This is a genomic window from Sandaracinaceae bacterium, assembly GCA_016706685.1.
GTDB lineage: Bacteria > Myxococcota_A > Polyangia > Polyangiales > Houyiibacteriaceae > JADJJE01.
The window spans coordinates 106,375-127,317 of the sequence record JADJJE010000056.1 but is presented as its reverse complement, the minus strand read 5'-3'; the positions used below and the strand labels follow the sequence as shown (position 1 = coordinate 127,317).

At 68.6% G+C, this 20,943-nt stretch carries 18 protein-coding genes and 1 pseudogene; 15 read left to right on the top strand and 4 right to left on the bottom strand.

The features are described from left to right. Window positions 1-48: 48 nt before the first annotated feature. From IPI43_33180 to IPI43_33170, 3 genes are read left to right on the top strand one after another with little or no spacing between them, the layout of a single operon-like run. Entirely contained in the window at window positions 49-690 is a 642-nt protein-coding gene (locus IPI43_33180) for a TetR/AcrR family transcriptional regulator (GenBank protein ID MBK7778914.1), read from the top strand. Further along, entirely contained in the window at window positions 687-1,754 is a 1,068-nt protein-coding gene (locus tag IPI43_33175; GenBank protein ID MBK7778913.1) for a tRNA-dihydrouridine synthase family protein, read from the top strand. Before IPI43_33180 ends, IPI43_33175 begins: the two co-directional genes overlap by 4 nt. Continuing rightward, the gene (locus IPI43_33170) at window positions 1,751-2,602 is read left to right on the top strand and encodes a radical SAM protein (GenBank protein MBK7778912.1); all 852 of its coding nucleotides are present in this window, start codon (window positions 1,751-1,753) and stop codon (window positions 2,600-2,602) included. Before IPI43_33175 ends, IPI43_33170 begins: the two co-directional genes overlap by 4 nt. A gap of 165 nt (window positions 2,603-2,767) precedes the next feature. On the opposite strand, the gene IPI43_33165 is transcribed toward IPI43_33170, so the two are convergent. Further along, a complete protein-coding gene (locus tag IPI43_33165) occupies window positions 2,768-4,126 on the bottom strand; it encodes a sigma-70 family RNA polymerase sigma factor (protein ID MBK7778911.1) in 1,359 nt (452 codons plus the stop codon). A gap of 289 nt (window positions 4,127-4,415) precedes the next feature. On the opposite strand from IPI43_33165, the gene IPI43_33160 reads away from it, so the two are divergent. The 9 genes and pseudogenes from IPI43_33160 (at window position 4,416) to typA (ending at window position 16,663) form a co-directional block, all read left to right on the top strand. Further along, a complete protein-coding gene (locus IPI43_33160) occupies window positions 4,416-5,933 on the top strand; it encodes an amidase (protein ID MBK7778910.1) in 1,518 nt (505 codons plus the stop codon). 7 nt (window positions 5,934-5,940) lie between these two features. Then, window positions 5,941-7,023: a hypothetical protein gene (locus IPI43_33155; GenBank protein ID MBK7778909.1), complete on the top strand. Its 1,083-nt coding sequence runs from the start codon at window positions 5,941-5,943 to the stop codon at window positions 7,021-7,023. A 49-nt stretch (window positions 7,024-7,072) separates the two neighbouring features. Beyond that, the gene (locus IPI43_33150) at window positions 7,073-7,879 is read left to right on the top strand and encodes a hypothetical protein (protein ID MBK7778908.1); all 807 of its coding nucleotides are present in this window, start codon (window positions 7,073-7,075) and stop codon (window positions 7,877-7,879) included. Then, window positions 7,876-9,423 (top strand): GH3 auxin-responsive promoter family protein, encoded by a 1,548-nt coding sequence (locus tag IPI43_33145; GenBank protein MBK7778907.1) that lies wholly within the window; start codon window positions 7,876-7,878, stop codon window positions 9,421-9,423. Before IPI43_33150 ends, IPI43_33145 begins: the two co-directional genes overlap by 4 nt. Then, entirely contained in the window at window positions 9,420-10,058 is a 639-nt protein-coding gene (locus IPI43_33140; protein ID MBK7778906.1) for an isoprenylcysteine carboxylmethyltransferase family protein, read from the top strand. Before IPI43_33145 ends, IPI43_33140 begins: the two co-directional genes overlap by 4 nt. A gap of 2 nt (window positions 10,059-10,060) precedes the next feature. Further along, a complete protein-coding gene (locus IPI43_33135) occupies window positions 10,061-11,656 on the top strand; it encodes a hypothetical protein (GenBank protein MBK7778905.1) in 1,596 nt (531 codons plus the stop codon). Beyond that, complete coding sequence (locus IPI43_33130) at window positions 11,653-13,644, top strand: fatty acyl-AMP ligase (GenBank protein MBK7778904.1); 1,992 nt, start codon at window positions 11,653-11,655, stop codon at window positions 13,642-13,644. Before IPI43_33135 ends, IPI43_33130 begins: the two co-directional genes overlap by 4 nt. Window positions 13,645-13,859: 215 nt before the next feature. Then, the gene (locus IPI43_33125; GenBank protein ID MBK7778903.1) at window positions 13,860-14,615 is read left to right on the top strand and encodes a helix-turn-helix transcriptional regulator; all 756 of its coding nucleotides are present in this window, start codon (window positions 13,860-13,862) and stop codon (window positions 14,613-14,615) included. A gap of 214 nt (window positions 14,616-14,829) precedes the next feature. Further along, window positions 14,830-16,663, top strand: a pseudogene (gene typA, locus IPI43_33120) (translational GTPase TypA). 126 nt (window positions 16,664-16,789) lie between these two features. Here the strand turns inward: typA and IPI43_33115 are convergent. Genes IPI43_33115 through IPI43_33105 form a run of 3 tightly spaced genes read right to left on the bottom strand, consistent with a single transcriptional unit; the run spans window position 16,790 to window position 18,604 of the window. Beyond that, window positions 16,790-17,422 carry a biopolymer transporter ExbD gene (locus IPI43_33115; GenBank protein MBK7778902.1) on the bottom strand — a complete coding sequence of 211 codons (633 nt, stop codon included), beginning with the start codon at window positions 17,420-17,422 and terminating at the stop codon, window positions 16,790-16,792. A 2-nt stretch (window positions 17,423-17,424) separates the two neighbouring features. Then, on the bottom strand, window positions 17,425-17,988 hold the full coding sequence (locus tag IPI43_33110) for a biopolymer transporter ExbD (GenBank protein ID MBK7778901.1): 564 nt from the start codon (window positions 17,986-17,988) through the stop codon (window positions 17,425-17,427). 10 nt (window positions 17,989-17,998) lie between these two features. Then, window positions 17,999-18,604, bottom strand: a complete 606-nt coding sequence (locus tag IPI43_33105) for a MotA/TolQ/ExbB proton channel family protein (protein MBK7778900.1) — start codon at window positions 18,602-18,604, stop codon at window positions 17,999-18,001. A gap of 529 nt (window positions 18,605-19,133) precedes the next feature. Here IPI43_33105 and IPI43_33100 point away from each other — a divergent pair. From IPI43_33100 to IPI43_33090, 3 genes are all read left to right on the top strand, one after another. Continuing rightward, window positions 19,134-19,787, top strand: a complete 654-nt coding sequence (locus IPI43_33100) for a MotA/TolQ/ExbB proton channel family protein (protein ID MBK7778899.1) — start codon at window positions 19,134-19,136, stop codon at window positions 19,785-19,787. Between the two features lie 67 nt (window positions 19,788-19,854). Continuing rightward, window positions 19,855-20,331, top strand: coding sequence for a biopolymer transporter ExbD (locus IPI43_33095; GenBank protein ID MBK7778898.1), 477 nt, complete (start codon window positions 19,855-19,857; stop codon window positions 20,329-20,331). Between the two features lie 9 nt (window positions 20,332-20,340). Beyond that, window positions 20,341-20,910 carry a biopolymer transporter ExbD gene (locus tag IPI43_33090; protein MBK7778897.1) on the top strand — a complete coding sequence of 190 codons (570 nt, stop codon included), beginning with the start codon at window positions 20,341-20,343 and terminating at the stop codon, window positions 20,908-20,910. Window positions 20,911-20,943: the final 33 nt, after the last annotated feature.

Sequence of the window (20,943 nt, the reverse complement as noted above, 5' to 3'; positions counted from 1 at the left end):
GTGCTAAAGAGAATGAGATTCGGATTTTCTTTTCTAGTCACTGCCGCCATGGAACGCAACCTCAAATCCGTCACCACCCCCAAACAGGCGCGCAGCCAGGCCACGCTGACGCGCCTGCTGGACGCGGCGGAAGAGCTGTTCCTGCAGAACCCCCCGCAGGACGTGTCCATCGCCGACATCGTGCGGCGCGCGGGGTCGTCCATCGGCGGCTTCTACTCGCGCTTCCCGGACAAGGACGCGCTGCTGCGCGCGCTGCAAGAGCGCCGCCTGGTGGTGGTGCAGCAGATGCTCGAGACCATCGCCGACCCCGAGCGCTGGCGCGACGTGCCCCTGAGCCTGATGGTGCGCGGCCTGCTGCAAGAGCTGGTGCGCCACTACACGGAGCGGCGCCGGCTCATCGCGGCCTTCGTGTCGGCGGCGGCCCAGAACCCGCGCGAGTGGGCCGACACGGTGCAGCGGCGCGACGCCATGATCGAGGTCGTGCTACGCCTGATCGTGCCGCAGCATCGCGAGGCCATTCGTCACCCGGACCCCGAGCGGGCCATCCGCTTCGCCACGCACGCCGCGTTCGCCGTGATGGACACCTATGCCATCCGCCTGGCGCTCGACGACAGCGTCTGGCGCGACCCGCCCGAGCTGGTGGACGAGCTGCACCGCATGTACATGGGGTACCTGGAGCGCGAGCCATGAGCGCCGGACGGCTCGCGCGCTTCGGCTGGGCCCACCCCACCATGCTGGCTCCCATGGAAGGCGCCGGGCACCCACCGTTCCGCGCCATGGTGGCGGAGCGCGGCGGCGTGGGCATGCTCTGCACGGAGTTCGTGCGCATCCACGGCGGGGCCGTGCACCCGGTGCTGCTGCAGCGCGCCATCGTGAAGGTGCCGGGCATCCCGCTGTCGGTGCAGGTCATGGGCAACGACGCGGACCTCATGGCCGAGGCCGCGGGCATCACCGCACGCGCGGGCGCCGACGTGGTGGACATCAACCTGGGCTGCCCCATGCCGCGCGTGGTGCGCAAGGGTGTGGGCGCCGCCATGCTCAAGGACCCCGTGCTGCTGGGGCGCGTGCTGCGGGCCATGCGCGCAGCGGTGCCGGGGGTGCTGTCCGCCAAGATCCGCGCGGGCTTCGACCCGGGCTGCGACGCCTCGCAGCACGCGGTCACCATCGCGCGCGTGGTGGAAGACTCGGGCGTCGACTTCATCTCCGTGCACCCGCGGCGGCGCGCGGACTTCTACACCGGGGTGGCCGACTGGCGCATCGTGGCCGAGCTGCGCGACGCGCTCTCCATCCCGGTCATCGGCAACGGCGACATCTGGTACGCCAGCGACTTCGCGCGCATGCGTCGCGAGACGGGCTGCGACGGCGTGATGGTGGGCCGGCCCGCGCTGCGCAACCCGTGGATCTTCGCGCAGGCGGCGGCGCTCGAAGCGGGACAAGAGCCCTTCGCGCCCAGCGGTCATGACGTGGTGGCGTACCTCGAAGAGGCCGCCCTCCGCATTGGCGCAGCGTTCGACGGGCGGCCCATCGGGAGGCTGAAGGAGATCGCGCGCTACATCGGGCGCGCCGTGCCGGACGACTTCGCGTTCCAGCGCGAGGCGTTGCGCGCACAAGACGTGGCGGCGTTGCTGGAGGTGGCGCGCCGGCATCTCGGCGAGCTGTCGAGTGAGCAGCTGGACCTGCGCGCGGATGGCCATCTGGGACTCGAGCAGAGCGGCCGCGCCGAGCGAGGGCAGGCTTCGGAGCACGCGGCGTGATCGCCGAGGGCGTTCTCACGCTCGAGGAGGTGGCGCGCTCGGACTTCAACCGGCGCTTCGTGGTGACGTTGGCCGACCAGAGCCGCGTGGAGGCGGTGCTCTATCGCGGCGACACGCTGTGCGTCTCCACGCAGGTGGGCTGCGCGGTGGCCTGCCCGTTCTGTGCGTCCGGCGCCGAGGGGCTGTCGCGTGCGCTCACGCTCCCCGAGCTGTGTGCGCAGGTGCTCGCCGTGGAGGCGCTGGGTCTGCCGCTCGCACGTGTGACCGCGTCGGGAGTGGGCGAGCCGCTGCATGCGCCGGACGCGGTGCTGGCCTTCTTGGGGTGGTGCAGGGAGCGCGGAACGCCCGCCAGTTTCACCACGTCGGGCGGACCCTTGCCACGCTTGGTGCAGTTCCTGAGCGCGCCGCACAACGGGGCCACCGTGTCGGTGCACGCGGGGTTGCCGGGGACGCGCGCGCGCTTGGTGCCCAAGGGGCCCAGCCTCGAGGCGCTCTTCGGGACGCTCGGGGAAGAGCTACCGAAGCTGTCGCGCAAGCGCCGGAAGAAGGTGGCGCTCGCGTACCTCTTGCTTGCGGGCGAGAACGACTCGGCCGATGAGCTCGCCGCGTTCGCTGCGCTCGCGCGTCCGCTCGGCGTGGCCGTGCATCTCTACCAGCACAACGCGGTGGCGAGCTCCAGCCTGCATGGGGCCACGCGCGAAGCCTATGAGCGCGCGTACGAGCAGCTGCGCGCCACCGGGCTGGTGGTGCGCATGTCGAGCCAGGCGCGTATCGAGGCCAACGGCGGCTGCGGGACGTTGGTGGCGGCGGGGACGCTGCGTCGGGGGCGCGAACGAACGTCTTCGTGAGCGTTCATGTCCACGTTGACCTGGTCGTTGACGGCGACGGCGACGGAACCCCCTTCACCCAAGAGCCACGGGCCACCCCGGGCTGAAGTCGCCCGGAGGTGTTTCTCGTCGCCGTCGCCGTCAAGGTCAACGACTACGTGGGAGGGGGCGAACGTTGCCAACGCTCTAGTTCACGAACGCCTTGAGCGACGTGTCGCCCTGCGCGTTCCTCAGCTTGCGCAGCGCCAGCGCCTGCAGCTGCCGGATGCGTTCGCGGCTGAGTCCGAACTCGCGTCCGATCTCGGCCAGCGTGTAGGTCTCCTTGTCGCCGATGCCGAAGCGCATGCAGAGGATGCGCTGCTCGCGCTCGTTCAGCGTGCTGAGCGCCTTCATGATGGAGTCCGTGAGGTCCGCCCGCACCATGCTGTCCATGGGCGTGTCGATGGTCTCGTCCGCGATCAGGTCGCGCAGCTCGCTGCTTCCGTCGGTGCCCACCGGCGTCTCGAGCGACACGGTGTCGCGCGAGATGGTGAGCAGGTTGCGCACCTGGTCTACCGGCAGCGCCATCACCTCGGCGATCTCCGCCGGTGTGGGCTCGCGGCCCAGCTTGGGCACCAACCGGCGCGTGGCGGTCATGAGCTTGCTCAACAGCTCAGTGGCGTGCACCGGGATGCGGATGGTGCGGGCCTGGTCGGTGGCCGCGCGCGCCATGCTCTGGCGAATCCACCACGAGGCATACGTGGAGAGCTTGTACCCGCGTCGGTAGTCGAATTTATCGATGGCGCGCATGAGCCCCATGTTGCCCTCCTGGATGAGGTCCAGGAACGGCAGGCCGCGCTTGATGTACTTCTTGGCGATGGCCACCACGAGGCGCAGGTTGGCCTCCACCATCTCGGCCTTGGCGCGCTCCACCTCGAGGTCACGCGCGGCAAGCTCCTCGCGCAGGGCCACCAGCTTGGCGAACGTGGCGCCCACGTCCTTCTCAACGCGGCGGCGTTCCACGTCCGAGCGCTCTGCGGCGCGGCAGTAGTCGTCGATGGTGGTCATGGCGACCTCGAACTCCGGCGTGAGCACCGCTTGGTGCGGGCGCAGCTCACCGAGGGCCACCCGCTCGTGCACGGCGTCCAGCCCCAGCCCGGCGACTTTGGCCCCGGTGATGGCGCTGTACATGCGGCCGCGGCCGTTCTCGATCTGCCGGGCCAGCTCCACCTCGCCCTCGCGGGTGAGCAGGCTCACCGACCCCATCCAGTCGAGGTAGGTCTGAATCGCCTCGCCCGAAGACAGCTTCTTGGCGTCGCGGGCCTCGCCGCGCTCGCGCTTGCTGCGGCTCTTGGCGAGGCTTCCCCGTGGGTCCCGGTCGTCTTCCAGCAGCTCGATGCGCAGTGCGTCGAGCTTCTTCAACAGCCACCCGATCGTTCGGTCGGTGGGGCCCATGTGCGCTAGCGCGTCACTTACGTCGGCGTAGGTTACAAAGCCCTTCTCGAGACCGACGCCGAGCAGGGTGTCTAGGTGGCTTCGAGGGCGGTCCTGGCTGAGTTCCGTCATGGGCACCCCTTGTGATTCGCAGTCTATATAAGGAGAAACGCGCTTAGTGGGCGGCTATTCCGAGGTTGGTCAGAAAGCCGCAGCGCACAGCATGTCGAACATATGGCTCGTGTGGGTCACCGCAAGACCGGTGATGCCACTATTTCCGTATACTCGTTGTTGGATGCCGCAGGACGGAGATCGTTTCAGGCCGTGCGCGAGAAAGTCTTCGCGCTGCGCAGACAGCTTGTCAGCTCGCGTGCGCGATTGAGTCCACGCAGCGCCAGCGTCTTTGGGTAAGCTCGCCGCCATGTCCGGCTTCGATTCCTACTCCGACTACGACGCGCTGGGGCTCGCGGAGCTCGTCCGCAAGCGCGAAGTCAGCTCCCTCGAGCTCGTCGAGACGTGCATCGCGCGCATCGAGCAGCTCAACCCGCGCATCAACGCCGTGGTCTACACCATGTACGACATGGCCCGCACCCGCGCACAGACGGTGGCCGATGACGACCCGGGGGCACCCTTCGCGGGCGTGCCGTTCCTGCTGAAGGACCTGCTGCAGACGATCCCGGGAGTGCCCACCAACTCGGGCTCGCGCTTCTGGCAGGGGCACACGGTGGACCACGAGGGCACGCTCTTCCGGCGCTTCCAGGAGGCGGGCCTCGTCACCGTGGCGAAGACCAACACGCCCGAGCTCGGCCTCATGCCCATCAGCGAGCCCGAGCTGTTCGGGCCCACGCGCAACCCGTGGGACCTCGATCGCACCGCGGGCGGCAGCAGCGGCGGCTCGGCCTCGGCGGTGGCGGCGGGCATCGTGCCCATGGCGAGCGGCGGCGATGGCGGTGGGTCCATCCGCATCCCCGCGGCGTGCTGCGGTCTCTTTGGGCTCAAGCCCACCCGCGGCCGCACCCCCGCAGGCCCCGACGCCAGTGAGCACTGGAACGGCTTCGCCATCGAGCACGTCATCAGCCGCACGGTGCGCGACAGCGCAGCCATGCTGGACGCCACGCACGGGCCCGAGCCGTTCGCGCCCTATCACGCGCCGCACTTCGATGGCTCCTGGCTGGAGGAGCTCGAGCGCGCACCCAAGGGTGGGCGGCCGCTGCGCATCGCGTTCCACGTGGAACCCGCGTTCCACGCACAGGTGCACGCGGACTGCGACGCCGCCGTGCGCGACGTGGCCAAGCTGCTGGAGTCGCTGGGCCACGAGGTGAGCGAGGTGCGGCCCGGTCACGACGTGGAGCGCATCTCCATGGCGTTCTTCACCGTCATCGGCGGCAACACCGCCGCGGACCTGGTGCAGGCCGAACGCAAGCGCGGTCGCAAGCCCGGCAGCAAGGACTTCGAGGTGGGCACGCAGCTGGCCGCGCTGCTGGGGCGCATCTTCACCGCGGGGGACTTCTCGCTCGCGCTCTCGGACCTCCACACCGAGAGCCGGCGCCTGCAGGAGCTGTACGCGGACTACGACGTGGTGCTCTCGCCCACGCTGGCGCAGCCCCCCGTCGCCGTGGGCTCCATGTTCAAGAAGGGCTTCGAGGCCACCCTCGAGCGCTTCATCGCCACGCGCGGCATCAAGAGCGCGCTGCGTCTTCCGGGCGTCATCGAGAAGGCCGCCAAGGACATCTTCGCGTTCTCGCCGTTCTGCCCCGTGCAGAACTTCACGGGGCAGCCCGCCATGAACGTGCCGCTGCACTGGAACGCCGCGGAGCTGCCCATCGGCACCATGTTCACGGGGCGTTTCGGCGACGAGCTGACGCTCTTTCAGCTGGCGCGGCAGCTCGAGCAGGCGCGCCCGTGGGCACAACGCCGGCCGCCGGTGTTCGCGAGCTGAGGGGCGCGTGCTGGGGCGTGCAGGCATCATGGCGTCGCTGGCTCGTTGGCTCGGGCCGCTGACGCCGGCCACCGAGGTGCCCGCGGGTGTGCGCCGCAGCCGCGTGCGCGTGCAGGGCAAGCGTGAGGTGTTCGACGCGTGGGTCTACCAGCCGAGCGCCGGGCGCGTGCGCGGCGCGCTGCTGTTGCTGCCCGGGCTGCACTACCTGGGCCCTGCCGATCCGCGCCTCGACCGCTTCAACCGTGTGCTGGCCAGGTCCGGCGTGCTGGTGCTCTCCCCGTTCCTGCCGAGCTTCGCGCGGCTGCACGTGAACGCCGCGCTCGGCCCGGACGCCATCGCGGCCTACGACACCCTCACCGAGCTGCCGGCGGCGCGCGGCCTGCGCCCCGGTGTGTTCAGCATCTCCACCGGTTCGCTGCCCGCAGCACGTGTGTGCGCGGCGCGCGATGTAGGCGGCTGGGTGGTCTTCGGCGGCTACCACGACTTCGCCGAATGCGTGCGCTTCTCGCTGACCAGCGGCGGGGGCGTGGTGCCTGCCGACCCACTCAACCGCCCGGTGGTGTACTTGAACCTGCTGCCCTTCATGCCCGACACGCCCGCCGACACCGCGCCGCTCGAGCGCGCGCTGCGGCGCTACGTGGAGCAGACCTGGGGCCGCGCCGAGATGAAGGTGGACGGTCACTGGCGCACGGTCTCGGACCGCGTGGAGACGGAGCTCAGCGGGCCCGCGCGTGCCATCTTTCGGCGCGCCACGGGCGCGGACGACCCCACGGGTGTCATCGGCCTGCGCGCGCTCGCGGCATCCGGTGACATGTTCGACTGCATGGATCCGCGCGAGTCCATCGCGCGCTATCAGGGCCGAAGCGTGGTGGTACACGGGCGTGACGACGACGTGGTGCCCATCGGCGAAGCGCACGCGCTGCACACGGCCCTCTCGGCGGCGGGCGGCGACAGTCGGCTGCACCTCACGGGGATGTACGGCCACACGGGCAGCTCTCGCTTCGCGTTGATGGACGCGGGCCGTGAGCTGCGCAGTATGCTGGGCATCGTAGATGGCATCGCCCGCTGCTCGGGCGGGGTGGTCAGCTAGAAGGAACGCACCTACATGGGAGCGGTCCTCGTCCAGGAGTCTCGTGGGTTTGCTGCTTCCAACGCTCTTCGATGGGCTCTACTGGCTGTTCTTCGTCCTGGTCTACGGGGCGAGCACGGCTAGCGGGCTCTACGTGGCGCAGGCGCTCGACGGCGCGGCGGTGTGGCAGACGGCCCTCGCTCTCGTTTTGGGCTACGTCACGTTCCTGCACACGTTCGTGGTGTCCTTGGTGCTGCTCAAGAACCTGGTGCAGCCGCGCTTGCAGGTGGGGAGCAGCCAGGTGGGGGCCACGCGCGGCTTCCTGGCGTGGGGCCTCAACTCGGTCTTCCAAGGCATCTTCATCGCGTCTCCGTTTCATGATCAAGTGCACTTCCTGTTCTGGCTGCGCTTCCTCTACTACCGCGGCATGGGCATGAAGCTGCACCCGTCGGTGGTGCTGGGCACGGGCGTGGTGCTGCGCCAGGTGGAGCTCATCCGCGTCGGCAAGGGCAGCGTCGTGGGCATCGGCGCCTCGCTCTCGTGCCACGTGAACGTGGACGGCAAGACGCATCATCAGGCTGCGGTGGACATCGGCGAGCGGGTGCTCATTGGCGCGCACACGTCCATCGGGCCGGGCGTCAGCGTGGGCGACGGGGCGGTGGTGGGTTATCGCTGCACGCTCTCCATGGGCGTGTCGATGGAGCCCGGCGCGGTGCTGGGCGCCGAGGTGTTCGTGAAGAGCAACGTCCGCATCGGCGCGGGCGCCGTCATCGCTCGGCGGTCCGTGGTCACGTGCGACATCCCCGCCGGAGAGCGCTGGGAGGGCTCACCCGCGGTGCGTGTCGGGCTGGCCAGTGAGCGGGAGAAGCGGGTATGAGGCCGCCGCCCTTCGTCATCCGCCAGGTGGCCCAGCACCTCGAGCGCACCCAGCAGCGCGCGCACGCGAACGCCGAGCAACAACAGGCCAAGCTGCTCGCGCGCATCGTGGCCCGCTACCGCGACACGGACTTGGGCCGCGAGCTGGGGCTCTCGAGCGTGCACGACGTGGCGTCGTTTCGGAGGGTGGTGCGCACGCAGCTGCCGGCTGACTACGTCCCGCGATGGAACGCTGCGAAGGAGCACAACCGCCCGGGGATGGTGCACCCGAAGCGCCTCGAGTTCATGGGCCTCAGCTCCGGCACCAGTGGCGTGGACAAGTTCATCCCATTTCCGGACGAGCAGTTCGCCAACTTTCGGTTGTTCACCAACCACGCCTTCTTTCACGCCTTCCACGCGCTGAACGACGCGACGCTGCTGGCCAAGAACATCCTGGTCACCAGCGGGCCGCCCATCCGCGAGGTCACGCCCAGCGGCATCACCATCGGCTACGGCAGCGGCCTCGCCACGCTGAAGGCGCCCCGCTTCGCGCGGCAGCTGGTGCGGCCCACGCGCGCCGTGCTCGAGATCCCGGCCTGGGGCGACAAGATCCGCGCGATGGTGGACGAGGCCATCGACCTCGACATCCGGGTGCTCACCGGCGTGCCCAACTCGGTGGTGCCCCTGCTGGAGCAGCTGCTCAGCACGGCGCGTGCGCGCGGGCGCGAAGTGCGTTGCGCCAAGGACGTGTGGCCCAACCTGCGCGTCTACGCCTACAGCGGCTCCACGCTCACCATGTGGGAGGCGCGGCTGCGCGAGCTGCTGGGGGAGGGCGTGGCCTTCTTCGAGGTGTACTCGTCCACCGAGGCGCCCGTGGCCTACCAGCACCGCGTCGGCGAGCCCGGGCTGCTGCTGGACCTGCTCACCGGCTACCACGAGTTCGAGCCCGTGGGCGGGCCGGCGGGAGTGCGCGTCGGGGTGTCCGACCTCGAGGTGGGCGGCCTCTACGACATCGTGGTCACCGGGCCCGGCGGCATCTTCGCCTACAAGCTGGGCGACCGTGTGGAGGTGCTCTCGCGCGACCCGTACGTGATTCGCTTCGCCGGCCGTGACCGCGAGGAGATCAACATCGGCGTGGAGCGTCTCGCGCTGACCGACGTGCGCGCGGCCCTCATGGGGTGCGCCGCGGACGAAGGCTTGGTCATCCACCAATTCCTGGTGTGCCCCACGGCGCCCTCCACACAGCAACTGCTCACGCACGAATACGCCATCGAGCTCGGTACCCCTGCGCCGGCCGGCTTCGACGCGCAGCGCTTCGTGGCCAAGGTGGACGCCCGCTTGGCCGCCGGGAACAAGATGTACCAGACCAGCCGCCGCGGAGACGCCATCATGCGGCCGCCGGTGTTGCGCGTGATGCCGCGCGGCACCATCGAGCGCTACGTGCTCGAGCACCTCACCTTCGGGCAGGGCAAGGTGGTGCATCTCTACAGCTCGCGCGCCGTGCCCGAGCAGATCTTCGCCCTCGCCGACCGCCTCGCGAGCGCCTCGCCGGAGTCCGAGTCATGAACGAGCTGTTTTGCCGCGTGGCGCTGCCCGCTGGGGTCATGGGCTTCGCGCTCGCCGGGCTGATCCTGCCCATGATCCGCCACCGCCTGCGGCATGGTCAGGGCACCGGCTTCGTCATCGCCGACGTGCGCGACCCGGTGGGCAAGGCGGTGGGTGTGGCCATGACCACGCAGAGCAACTTCGTGGGCGCCTATGCGCTGGCCTTCGCGGCCTTCGGCGCCGAGCGCATGGACGTGTTCGCGGGAGTGCCCGCGTGGCTGGGCCCGCTCGGTCTCGGGCTCTTGCTCTTCGCCATCGCGCTCATCGTCACGGCGCAGGCGCAGATGGGGCGCAGCTGGCGCATGTGCATCGACGAGGGGCACACGCAGCTCGTCACCAGCGGGCTGTTCGGGGTGGTGCGCAACCCCATCTACCTGGGCACGCTGATCCTGCTGTGGGGCGTCTTCCTGCTGGCGCCGAGCCCCTGGTCGGCGGGCCTGATCTTCAGCGGGACCATGTTCGTGAGCATCCAGGCGCGGCTCGAGGAGGCCCACCTGATCCGGCTGCACGGCGCCGCGTACCGGGCCTTCGCCGCGCGGGTGGGGCGCTTCCTGCCGGGCGTGGGGCGGCTGTCCAAAACGGCAGGGGAGGGCTGAGCGTGGGCCGCCTCTTCGACGCCCGCAGCTTCGACCGCCTCGAGGCCCCCGCGCGAAGGACCTTGGTGCGCGAGCGCCTGCAGCCCTTCCTCGCGCACTGCGTGGCCGAGAGCCGCCACTACGGCGACCTGCGCAGCCAGATCGAGCCGCTGCTGAGCGAGCTGGACGACGCGCGCTTCTTCGAGGGCTTCGCCGCGCTGCCGCCGCTCACCAAGGACACGCTGGTGCGCGACTTCGAGCGCGTGGTCACCGACCCGGAGATCACGCTCGCGCGCGTGCAGGGCTTCGATGGGGAGCACACCGACGGCCTGGGCGTGCTCGAGACCGCGCGCGGCGCTCACCAGGTGCTGAAGACCAGCGGCACGTCCGGGACGCTGGTCTACATCGTGGACCGCGTGGACACCATCAAGCAGGTGATGTCGCTGCTGCTCTACCGCGCGCTGGTGCGCGTGCTCGTCACGGCGCGCATGTGGCCGGTGCTGCTCCCGCTCATGCGGCCCTGGTACCGCTTCTTCCGGCGTGTGCTGCGCGGGGCTCCCGTGGCCCACGGTGCGCCTGGCAGTGCACCCGTCCCGCCGCGAGCGCCCGGGCTGCTGGAGCGCGTCACGCGCTTCTTCCGGCCGTCCATCCTGGTCTTCGTGCACCGCGGCAACCGCTCGGTGTACCGCGGCACCACCTCGCACTCGCAGCCTCTCTGGGCGCGCCTGCTGCTGCACGTGCGCGTGCTGTCTCACGAGGAGAGCCTCGAGTCCATCCTGGCGGGTGCCGGCTGGCAGCAGCCCGAGTTCATGTTCGGGCTTCCGTCGCGCATCGAGTGGCTGGCGCGCGCGCAGCTCGAGGGGCGCCTGGCCATCGACCCCGTGGCCGTCTACGTGGGCGGCGAGACGCTGCACGCCGAGCTGCTGGACCTCTTCCGTAAGGCCTGGCCCCGCAGCGTGGTGATCAACACCTACGGCGCCACCGAGACCAAGGCCATCGCCACCGCTTGCGGGGAGTGTGGCGAGCTGCACGTGCTCGAGGACATCGTACACCTCGAGCTGTACGGCGAGGGTGGGCGCCCGCTAGAAGAGGGGGAGTTCGCGCACGAGGTCTACTGCACCGGCATGTGGAACCGCGTGACGCCGGTGGTGCGCTACGCCATGACCGACCGCATCCAGCTCTTGGGGGACATCGGCTGCGCCTGGCGCACGCGCCGCATCCGCGTGGCGGGCCGCGAGCCCGCGTTCGTGTGGGCGCAGCACCAGCACACCGGAGCTTGGGTGCCGCTCAACGCGCGCATGCTGAAGGAGTCGCTGGTGGGCCTGCCCGACGTGTTGGGCTTCCGCGTGCGCTACGCCGAGGTGGGCCGGCTCGAGCTCACGCTGGTGGTGTCGCGCGAGGGCGGCGAGGCGGCGTTGCGCGAGGCCGCGAGCCGAGCGGTGGCCGAGCTCACCCGTGACCAAGGCAGCGCCGTGACCGAGCTCTTGCCGCGCGTGGAGATCCACGTCGTGAGCGCCGAGCACTTCAATCGTGAGGGTGGCAAGCTGAACGCGATCAGCGCCACGGTCCTCCCGCCCGACCTTCAATCCTCTGTCCCCGAGAGCCGCCCCGCGTCATGAGCCACGACCAACGCCGAGACTCGGAGCTGCCGCCCGCCAAGAGCGCGGTGCAGACGTCCGCCAACGACGTGATGAGCCGTGACAGCGTCGACCACTTCGACCCGACGGTGAGCGGCTCCCTTCCGCTCAACTACTCGAGCGAGTTCTGGGCCCCCGACTTCCGTACGTCGGCGTGGAAGGCCGGCGCGCTCGACCGCCAGGACGTGCTCAGCAAGCGCCTGCACCCCACGCTGGTGCACGCGCTCGTGGCGGCGGCCAAGCTCGAGGGTGACTTCGGCGTGACCGTGCTGCCGGAGCGTGAGCGCGACGCGCCCGAGGTCATGACCTACCGCGAGCTCTACGAAGACGCGCGCAGCATCGCCAACGGCCTGCGCGAGCTGGGGACGGGGCGTGGCGACCGCATCCTGATCGTGCTGCCCACCTGCATGGACTTCCTGGCCGTCTTCTTCGCGTGCCAGATGGTGGGCGCCATTCCCGTGCCGGCGTACCCGCCCAGCGGCTTCCGCATCGAGACGGGGCTCAAGCGCCTGGCGCACATTGCCCAGCACTCGGGCTCGCGCCTGTGCGTGACGTGGGGCACGGTCGGCCCGCTCATCAGCGAGATCGCGCACACCGCCAAGAGCCTCGAGCGCGTGGTGAACGTGCAGGACCTGCGCGGTGGCCGCCTGCCCGAGCTGCACGCCACGCGACGCGACGAACCCGCGTTCATCCAGTACACGTCCGGCTCCACGGGCAACCCCAAGGGGGTGCTGCTCAGCCACCGCAACCTCATCACCAACATCCACGGCATGGGGCAGGCGCTGCACATCGACCACAACGACGTGCTGGTCGGGTGGTGCCCGCTCTATCACGACATGGGGCTCATCGGGACGTTCCTCTCGGCCGTCTACTGGCGCCTGCCGCTGGTGCTGCTGTCGCCCAGCGCGTTCTTGACCAAGCCGCGGCGCTGGCTGCGCGCCATGTCGGACTACGGCGGCACCATCTCGCCGGCGCCCAACTTCGGCTACGCGCTGGCCGTGAAGCGCGTGAAGGAGGCCGACCGCGCGGGGCTCGATCTGTCCCGCTGGCGCGTGGCGCTCAACGGGGCCGAGCCGGTCACCGAGGGCGTAGTGCGCGAGTTCCAGGACACCTACGCCCCCTACGGGTTCCGGCCCACGGCCATGTTCCCGGTCTACGGACTGGCCGAGTCGTCGCTGGCCGTGAGCTTCCCGGACCTCGGGACGCCTGTGCGGTACATGACCGTGGACCGCGCCAAGCTGGCGGACGGCCTCGCCGTGCAGGTGGCGGCCAACGCGCCCAGCGGGACCACGCTGACCTGCGTGGGGCGCGCCATCCCGGGGCACAGCGTGCGCGTGGTCAGCGACCAGAACAGCGAGGTGGGCGAGGACATCGTCGGACACGTCATCGTCACGGGGGACTCGGTCATGAACGGCTACTTCATGAACCCGGGCGCCACCGAAGACTGCTTGCGACAGGGCTGGCTCTGGACCGGCGACCTCGGCTTCGTCACGGGCGGCGAGCTCTACCTGTGCGGCCGCGCCAAGGACCTCATCATCGTGCGCGGCAAGAACTACCACGCCGAGGACCTCGAGCAGTGTGCCGAGGACGTGGTCGGCGTGCGGCGCGGCGCGGTCGTGGCTTTCGGGGTCTTCGACGAGCAGGCGGCCACCGACCGGGTCATCGTGGTGGCCGAGACCAAGGAGGAGGACGAGGCGGCCCGTCAGCTCATCGCCCAGCGCGTCAGCGAGGCCGTGGTCGAGGGCACCGGGCTGCCCGTGGACGAGGTGGTGATGGTGGCCCCCTCCACCATCCCGAAGACTTCGAGCGGCAAGCGCCAGCGGCAGGCATGTAAGCTACAATACCTAAACGGGACGCTCCGAGCGCACCGTGAGGGCAAGCTGGCCCTCGGCATGGCCTTCGTGCGCAGCCAGGCCGGGGCGGTGCGGATGGGCACGCGCCGGCTGCGCCGCCTGCTCACCGATGACTGACGGCGAGTTAAATAGAAAACGGGACGCTTTGGGCTTTTTATGGCTCTTGGCGTCCCGTCAGTCCCTCGCACTGTTTGACCGGTAGGAGTCCCCAGTGTGGTGGCACGCCCCCCTGGGGTCCATGGGCAATTCTACCCAGACAACGTGTTAGTGAGATTACTCCCTGAGGGACGAATTGTGGGGGGGCTCGCCGTTCCGCTGGGGTAGGCTGCCGCGTGGCCAGGGGTCAGCCTCTCGACGTTCAGCGTGTCTTCATCCTCGCCGTGGACCCCAACGAGTCCGTGATCGACGAGATTCGCGCTGCGCTCGACCCCGGAATTCCCGTGCGGTGGGCGCGTGACGAGGCCGAGGCCCTCGAGAACGACCGCTCGCACCGCTGGCTGGGCGTGGTGGTGGGGCCGACCATCGGCGACACCGCCGGGCTGGAATTGCTGAAGCGGCTGGTGAGCCACAGCAGCGCCGACGTGGCCGCCGCCCTCGTGACCAGCGAGCCCACCCTCACGCAGCTGCGTGAGGCGTCCCAGCACGCCATCACCATCGTGTTCCAGCCCGTGAACGAGGCCTCCATGACCGCGTTCCGGGAGCAGTGTCACCTGCGGCGCCAGCCCACGCCGGGCATCGCGCGCAAGTGGGCCGCCCGCACCCTGGCCGAGCGCCACGAGCTGACCCCCCGCGAAGCCGAGGTGCTGGAGCTCATGCTGGAAGGCGCTGACGTGGGGCGCATCGGCGACCGTTTCACCATCTCCGAGAAGACCGCTCAGCACCACGTCAGCAGCATCCTGCGCAAGACGGGCGTCAGCCGGGCGCGTCAGCTCATGGTCCGGGCGCTGCACATCGCTCAGGCTGCCTGCGTGGAGGGCATGCCCCTGGCGGAGCTCACGCCCCAGGCGGGCATCACCCCCGAGATGATCGAAGCCGAGCTGCTGCGCGGACAGGCCAACGACGACGACGACGACGACGACGACAACTGACGGGCCTCCCAGGCGGGGTTCCCGGCCAGCGGGACCCCGTACGTGTGCCGAGCGCGCGGGGGTGTGCTAGCAGCAGGCCGAGCTTGCCGCTTTCAAAGGCTCGCCCGCCCGGCCACGGATTCCTCTTGGCGGGCGGTTTTCGTCTGGCTCGCTGTCCGAGCCCACCGCGCAGAGCGCACGGTGCCGGCCGCGAGGCCCCCAGGATCCTCCCAACATGACCGCTACTTCTCGCGACAAACTTCGCAACATCGCCATCATCGCGCACGTCGACCACGGCAAGACCACCCTGGTCGACGCCATGCTCAAGCAGACGGGCGTCTTCCACGCCCACGAGGTCATCAAGGACCGCGTGATGGACAGCGGTGACCTCGAGCGCGAACGCGGCATCACGATCCTGGCGAAGCATGCATCGGTGCGCTGGGGCGACTACAAGATCAACATCATCGACACGCCGGGCCACGCGGACTTCGGCGGCGAGGTCGAGCGCATCCTGCGCATGGCCGACGGCGCCCTGCTGCTGGTGGATGCCGCCGAGGGCGCGCTCCCGCAGACCCGGTTCGTGCTCGGCAAGAGCATCGAGCTGGGCATGCCGGTCATCGTGGTCATCAACAAGATCGACCGTAAGGACGCCCGCCCGGACGAGGCCCTCACCGAGACCTTCGACCTCTTCTGCGACCTCGGCGCCTCCGACGAGCAGACCGACTTCCCCACGATCTACGCGATCGGCAAGGAAGGCATCGCGAAGCGCCAGCTGGCCGACACGGCCACCGACCTGAGCGCTCTGTTCGAGACCATCGTGGAGCGCATCCCGGCGCCCTCCGAGCCGGTGGACGCGCCGCTCCAGATCCTGGTGCACAACACCATCCACGACGAGTACATCGGCAAGGTGGCCATCGGGCGCGTCCGCGCCGGCCGCGTGGAGCGCAACCAGCAGGTCATGCTGATCGGCGCCGAGAAGTCGATGCTCGCCAAGGTGAGCAACCTCTTCACCTTCGAGAAGACGGACCGCGTGGTCAGCGACGGCGCCTACGCCGGCGACATCATCGCGCTCTCGGGCATCGATCAGGTCGAGATCGGCGACACCCTCGCGGATCCGGCCAATCCGGTGGCGCTCGCCCGCATCGCCGTGGAGGAGCCCACCATTCGGGTGCGCTTCCTCATCAACACCTCGCCATTCGCGGGCCAGTCGGGCAAGTTCGTCACCTCGCGCCACTTGCGTGAGCGCCTCTACAAGGAGGCCCAGCGCAACATCGCCCTGCGCGTGCAGGATACCGACGACACCGAGTCGTTCGACGTCTACGGCCGTGGCGAGCTGATGCTCTCCATCCTGGCCGAGACCATGCGCCGCGAGGGCTACGAGCTGGCGCTCGGCATGCCCGGAGGTCGTGACCAAGGAGATCGACGGCGTGCTCTCCGAGCCGCTCGAGAACGTGGTCGTGGACGTGCAGGACGAACACGTGGGAACGGTCACCCAGTCCATCCTGGGTGAGCGCCGCGGTCGCATGAGCAAGCTCGCCGCCCTCGGGCCCGGGCGCACGCGCATGGAGTTCACGGTGCCTTCGCGCGGCCTGATCGGCTTCCGCTCGCAGTTCCTCACGGACACGCGCGGCACCGGCCTCTTGAACACGCTGCACGCCGGCTGGGAACCCTACGCGGGCGCCATGATGCGCCGCAAGAACGGCGCCATCGTCTCGGACCGCAAGGGAGTCACCACCCCGTACGCGCTCTTCGGCCTCCAGACCCACGGCGAGCTCTTCATCGGGTCGGCCACCGACGTGTACGAAGGCATGATCGTGGGCGAGCACGCGCGCAACAACGACCTGGACGTGAACGCGGTCCGCGAGAAGAAGCTCACCAACATCCGCGCGGCGGGCAAGGACGAGAACGTGGTGCTCACGCCGCCGCGGGTCCTCAGCATCGACACCGGCCTCGACTGGCTCGACTCCGATGAGCTGTTGGAGATCACGCCGGACGCCATCCGCCTGCGGAAGCGCATCCTCGACTGCAACCGTCGTCCGAAGCGCGTGGGCAAGGACGCCGGCAGCTGACCGGGCGCACGCCTGGCTTCGAGCTGGCTGCGCCGCCCCTCGGGTAGCCCAGCTCGACGCAGGCTGGCACCCCACAAACGAAAAGGGCTCCGTGAGGAGCCCTTTTTCATGTCTGCTGCGTGGGGCCTACTGGGCCGCGGGGGCCGCGGTTTGCCGGTTTACCACGAAGCGCAGGTTGTTGAACTCCGACTGACCCAGCGTGTAGATCACCTCGGTGAGCGTGCGGTAGGGCGTGCGCTTGTCCGCCACGATGGACACGGTGCCCGTGAACGGGCGCCGCGGGTTGGACGCCGCGATGAGCTTACGCAGGTCGCGGATGCGGTTCATCTCGCGGTTCATGCGCGTGATGAGGAAGCCGTTGGCGCCGCCCTGCTTCTGGCTGGGATCCACGAGCCCGTTGCGGAGCTCCACCACCAGCTGACCGTCCACCACGATGCCGCTGCGTGAGATCTGCACCGCCACCGCGTCTTCCATGTCCACGGTGGACGTGGAGTACGGGATCCTCAGCTCTTCGGACTGCTGAACCGCGACAGCCGACGACGACGCCAGCTGCATGACCATGAAGACGAGCAGAATCGTCATCATGTCCATCATGGGGTAGATGTTCAGACCGTGCGCCGAGTGCTCTTCGTGGCGCCGCTTCTTCGAGCGGATCATGCGCTTGAGGTCGGTCATGGACGCGGGCGTGCTCTCGCCGTCGTCCTGCGGGAAGCCCTGGAAGCCGCCGCCCTCGCCCGGATCTTGCGTCTCGTCACTCATGCTCAGCGCACTCCTGCCGACAGCAGCACTTCAGGGAAGAGCTCCACGCCCGAGGCGTTGGTGCGCATCGCGTCCATGGCGTGGATGACGTGCTCATAGTGGATGGTGGGGTCTGCCCCGACCGTCACACGGTGCTCGTCCGCGAAGGTCTCTTTGATCTTCTCGGCGCAAGCCGTGAGCGCACGCCAGTCGTACCCCTCGCCTGCGCGCGGGACGGTGATGACACGGCCCGACATGGTGCTCTCGCACCCGGGCGCGAGCTTTCCAGAGCTGCCCGTCACGATGATGCCGCTCTCCGTGATGGTGACCATGAGGTTCAGCGCGTTCTCGTTGGCGGTCGAGCGAGTGCCCGCGCGCCCGGAGCTGTACTGTGGCAGCGTCGCCTCGACCTGCGAGAAGAAGGCCACGGTGGACACGGTCATGAGCAAGAACATGATCAAGTTCATGACGATGTCCAAGAACGGGATGATGTTCAGCTCCGAGTCAGCCTCGGAGGGATCCAGTTCGTGGTACTTCGAGTGCTTCTTGACGTAAGCACGTTGGCGACCTGTCAGCTGCTTGGCCATAGCGCCTGGCTCAGCCCTGTCGCTTCAGCGTCAGCAGGTTCTCGAGCTTCATGGTCGCCTTCTCCATCTCGTGCTTCTGGCGCTTGGCCATGCCGTTCAGGATGAGGTGGAAGAACATGGCGATCACGGCGATGAGCAGCCCGAGGAAGGTGTTCCACATGGCCTCGGAGATACCGGCCGAGAGCATGGCCGTCTTCTGCGACGGGTCGTCGATGGTACCGACGGCCGCGAAGGCGCGGATCAGACCGCGGATGGTCCCGAGCAGACCGATCAGGGTCGCAAGGTTCGCGAACGTCCACAGCGAGGCGATGCGCTTCTCGAGTGCGGGGAGCACCTCCGCGAGCTTCTCCTCCATGTTCGCGATGACGGCATCTTCACCGCGGTTCACCTGGGTGAGCCCCGCCTTGATGACCTGCAGGAGCGGCAGCGGCGCCGCCTCGCAGAGCTTGATGGCGCGGTCGATGTTCCCCGCCTGCACCAGCTTGCGCACCTGCGCCATGAACTCCGTGGCGTTCACGCGGTACTTGCTCAGGATGAAAACGAAGCGCTCGGCAACGATGGCGAGTACCAGGGCAAGCACCGCGATGTTGATGAACGAGAACGGCGCGCCCTCCATTAGTGCGTGGCCAACCTCTTGCATCAGTCAGGCTCCTTCGAGGCGGAAACGATGAGAGCATCTTGTGCCCCATCTCCCCTGCCCCGACGCCGCCCCGAGTTGCTCGGCGGACGGCGTTTTCTTACGTGGATAGAAGTGAAGACTCAGCGAGTGCTGAGAACCGGGGGGGACGCTACCGCAGCGGCCCGAAGGTTGTCAACGCGAAGCACGCATCGATAGCGTGTTCTTCCGAGCCGGGAACCTCGCGTCGCTCGAGGTGTCGAACGCGGGTGCTCGTCCTTCCTCTATTTCCCCATTCGATTGTGCCACGCGGATCGATGTTGACTTGCATGGGGCAGTCGGTATCATCGGCCCTTCTCGATGACAGACAGCACGGGAGCGCATGTTTTCCCGTGAGTTATCAACCCTTTAGGCGCAGTATCTCAGTATCCGCATGGCGCGGGCCCGAGAACTAAAGCCGCAGTGGCACTCGACACAGACCTGCCTTCGATAGCGAACGCAGGAACGCAGAAAGGCTCAGGAGACGATCATGGCAACACTTTGGGAACACTACCAAGAGGGCGGCTGGGCCATGTGGATCATCCTCTTCTGGCTGATCCTCGCGATCGCGATCATCGCGGAGCGCTCGGTCTACCTCTACAAGGCCTCGATCAATAAGGATGTGTTCCTCTCGACGATGCAGAAGTGCATCTTGGCGGGAGACATCGCCCGTGCGATCAAGCTCTGCTCGGCGGCCAATGCGCCCCTGGCCCGCATCGTCAAGGCGGGTCTCATGCGCGTCAACCGCCCGGACGAAGAGGTCCAGGCCGCCATGGACGAAGCGGCCCTCCGTGAGCTCCCGCTCATCGAGCATCGCACCGCGTACCTCGGCCTGCTCGCCAACCTCGCCATGCTCTCGGGCCTCTTCGGCACCGTGATCGGCCTCATCACCGCCTTCGCGGCCGTCGCCGGCGCAGACTCCACGTCGAAGGCGACCATGCTCGCGAAGGGCATCTCCGAAGCCATGAACTGCACGGCCTTCGGTCTGATCGCCGCCATCACGGCGCTCATCGGCATGGGCGTCCTCAACGGTAAGACCCAGGGCCTGCTCGACGACATCAACGCGGCCACCGTCCAGGTCATGAACCTGGTGGTGAACAACCGCTCGAAGGTCAACCTCACCGGCGTGGGCGACGAAGCCTGATGCGTCTCGCGGGCTCCGGCCCGCGACGCACCACCCTCTCGATAGCAACGGCAACAGGAGCAGCAAGATGGCAACCATTGGCGGAGGCGGCGGCGGACACGGCGGGAAAAAGACCGTCGACCAAGAGATCCCCCTAGTCCCTTTCATCGACCTTCTCCTGTGTTGCGTGATGTTCTTGCTCGTGACCGCGGTGTGGAACCAGCTGGCACGCATCGAGGCCAACCAGAACGTGCCCAGCACGTCGGCGCCTTCGGACGAACCCCCCCCCGAGGAACGCGACAAGCTCACCATCAGCATCACGTCGACGGGTTACTTGCTCTCGTCGACGGCGGGTGACGCCCACAACGTCCCGCGCAGCGGCGAGGACTACAACGTCGACGAGCTTCGCAACAAGCTCCAGGCGTGGCGTCAGGCATACCCCAACCGGCACGACATCACCGTCACGCCCGAAGACGGCGTGCTCTACCAGCACGTCATCGAGGCGATGGACACCGCCCGCGGCGAAGAGTGGACCGAGATCTCCCTCGGCGCCGCGAGCTTCTGAGGTAACACCATGGCGATCGCAAAGCCCGGCAAGGTTCTACTCCACAAGATCCCCCTCCACTTCGTCCACGAGAAGGTGGCCGGCGGTGGCAAGAAGGGCGTGGACCAGAGCATCCCGCTCGTCCCCTTCATCGACTTCTTGATCACGCTCGTGGTCTTCCTGCTCATGTCGTTCTCCGCCTCCGGTGAGCTCGTGGCCCAGCAGCCCAGCATCACCATGCCCACCGCGGACCACACCACAGCGCTCGAGGTCGCGCCCATCATCTCCATCGATGACCGCGCGGTGACGCTGGACGGAACCCGCGTGGCCGACGCCGCCACGCTGGCCGCCAACGCCGACGTGAGCCGCATCGAGCAGCTCATCCAGAACCTGAACACCCTGAAGCAGAACTGGCAGGTGCTGCACCCCGGTGATGAGTTCCCCGGCATGGTCATCATCCAGGCCGACGTGAACGTGGACTTCCGCGTCATCAAGAAGGTCATGTTCTCCATCGCGCAGGCGGGCTTCCCGAACATCAGCTTCGCCGTCAACGGCACGGGTGAAGAGGGCGCGCCGGCCGCCCCCGCAGCCGAGCACTGACCGGCCCCTCGGTCGCGCCGAGAGCTTTCATCA

Excerpts from the sequence above, each read along its gene's own strand:
- IPI43_33180 (MBK7778914.1), top strand. The coding sequence starts at position 49 with ATGGAACGCAACCTCAAATCCGTCACCACCCCCAAACAGGCGCGCAGC.
- IPI43_33175 (MBK7778913.1), top strand. The coding sequence starts at position 687 with ATGAGCGCCGGACGGCTCGCGCGCTTCGGCTGGGCCCACCCCACCATG.
- IPI43_33165 (MBK7778911.1), bottom strand. The coding sequence starts at position 4,126 with ATGACGGAACTCAGCCAGGACCGCCCTCGAAGCCACCTAGACACCCTG.
- IPI43_33160 (MBK7778910.1), top strand. The coding sequence starts at position 4,416 with ATGTCCGGCTTCGATTCCTACTCCGACTACGACGCGCTGGGGCTCGCG.
- IPI43_33145 (MBK7778907.1), top strand. The coding sequence starts at position 7,876 with ATGAGGCCGCCGCCCTTCGTCATCCGCCAGGTGGCCCAGCACCTCGAG.
- IPI43_33140 (MBK7778906.1), top strand. The coding sequence starts at position 9,420 with ATGAACGAGCTGTTTTGCCGCGTGGCGCTGCCCGCTGGGGTCATGGGC.
- IPI43_33130 (MBK7778904.1), top strand. The coding sequence starts at position 11,653 with ATGAGCCACGACCAACGCCGAGACTCGGAGCTGCCGCCCGCCAAGAGC.
- IPI43_33115 (MBK7778902.1), bottom strand. The coding sequence starts at position 17,422 with ATGAGTGACGAGACGCAAGATCCGGGCGAGGGCGGCGGCTTCCAGGGC.
- IPI43_33110 (MBK7778901.1), bottom strand. The coding sequence starts at position 17,988 with ATGGCCAAGCAGCTGACAGGTCGCCAACGTGCTTACGTCAAGAAGCAC.
- IPI43_33105 (MBK7778900.1), bottom strand. The coding sequence starts at position 18,604 with ATGGAGGGCGCGCCGTTCTCGTTCATCAACATCGCGGTGCTTGCCCTG.
- IPI43_33100 (MBK7778899.1), top strand. The coding sequence starts at position 19,134 with ATGGCAACACTTTGGGAACACTACCAAGAGGGCGGCTGGGCCATGTGG.
- IPI43_33095 (MBK7778898.1), top strand. The coding sequence starts at position 19,855 with ATGGCAACCATTGGCGGAGGCGGCGGCGGACACGGCGGGAAAAAGACC.
- IPI43_33090 (MBK7778897.1), top strand. The coding sequence starts at position 20,341 with ATGGCGATCGCAAAGCCCGGCAAGGTTCTACTCCACAAGATCCCCCTC.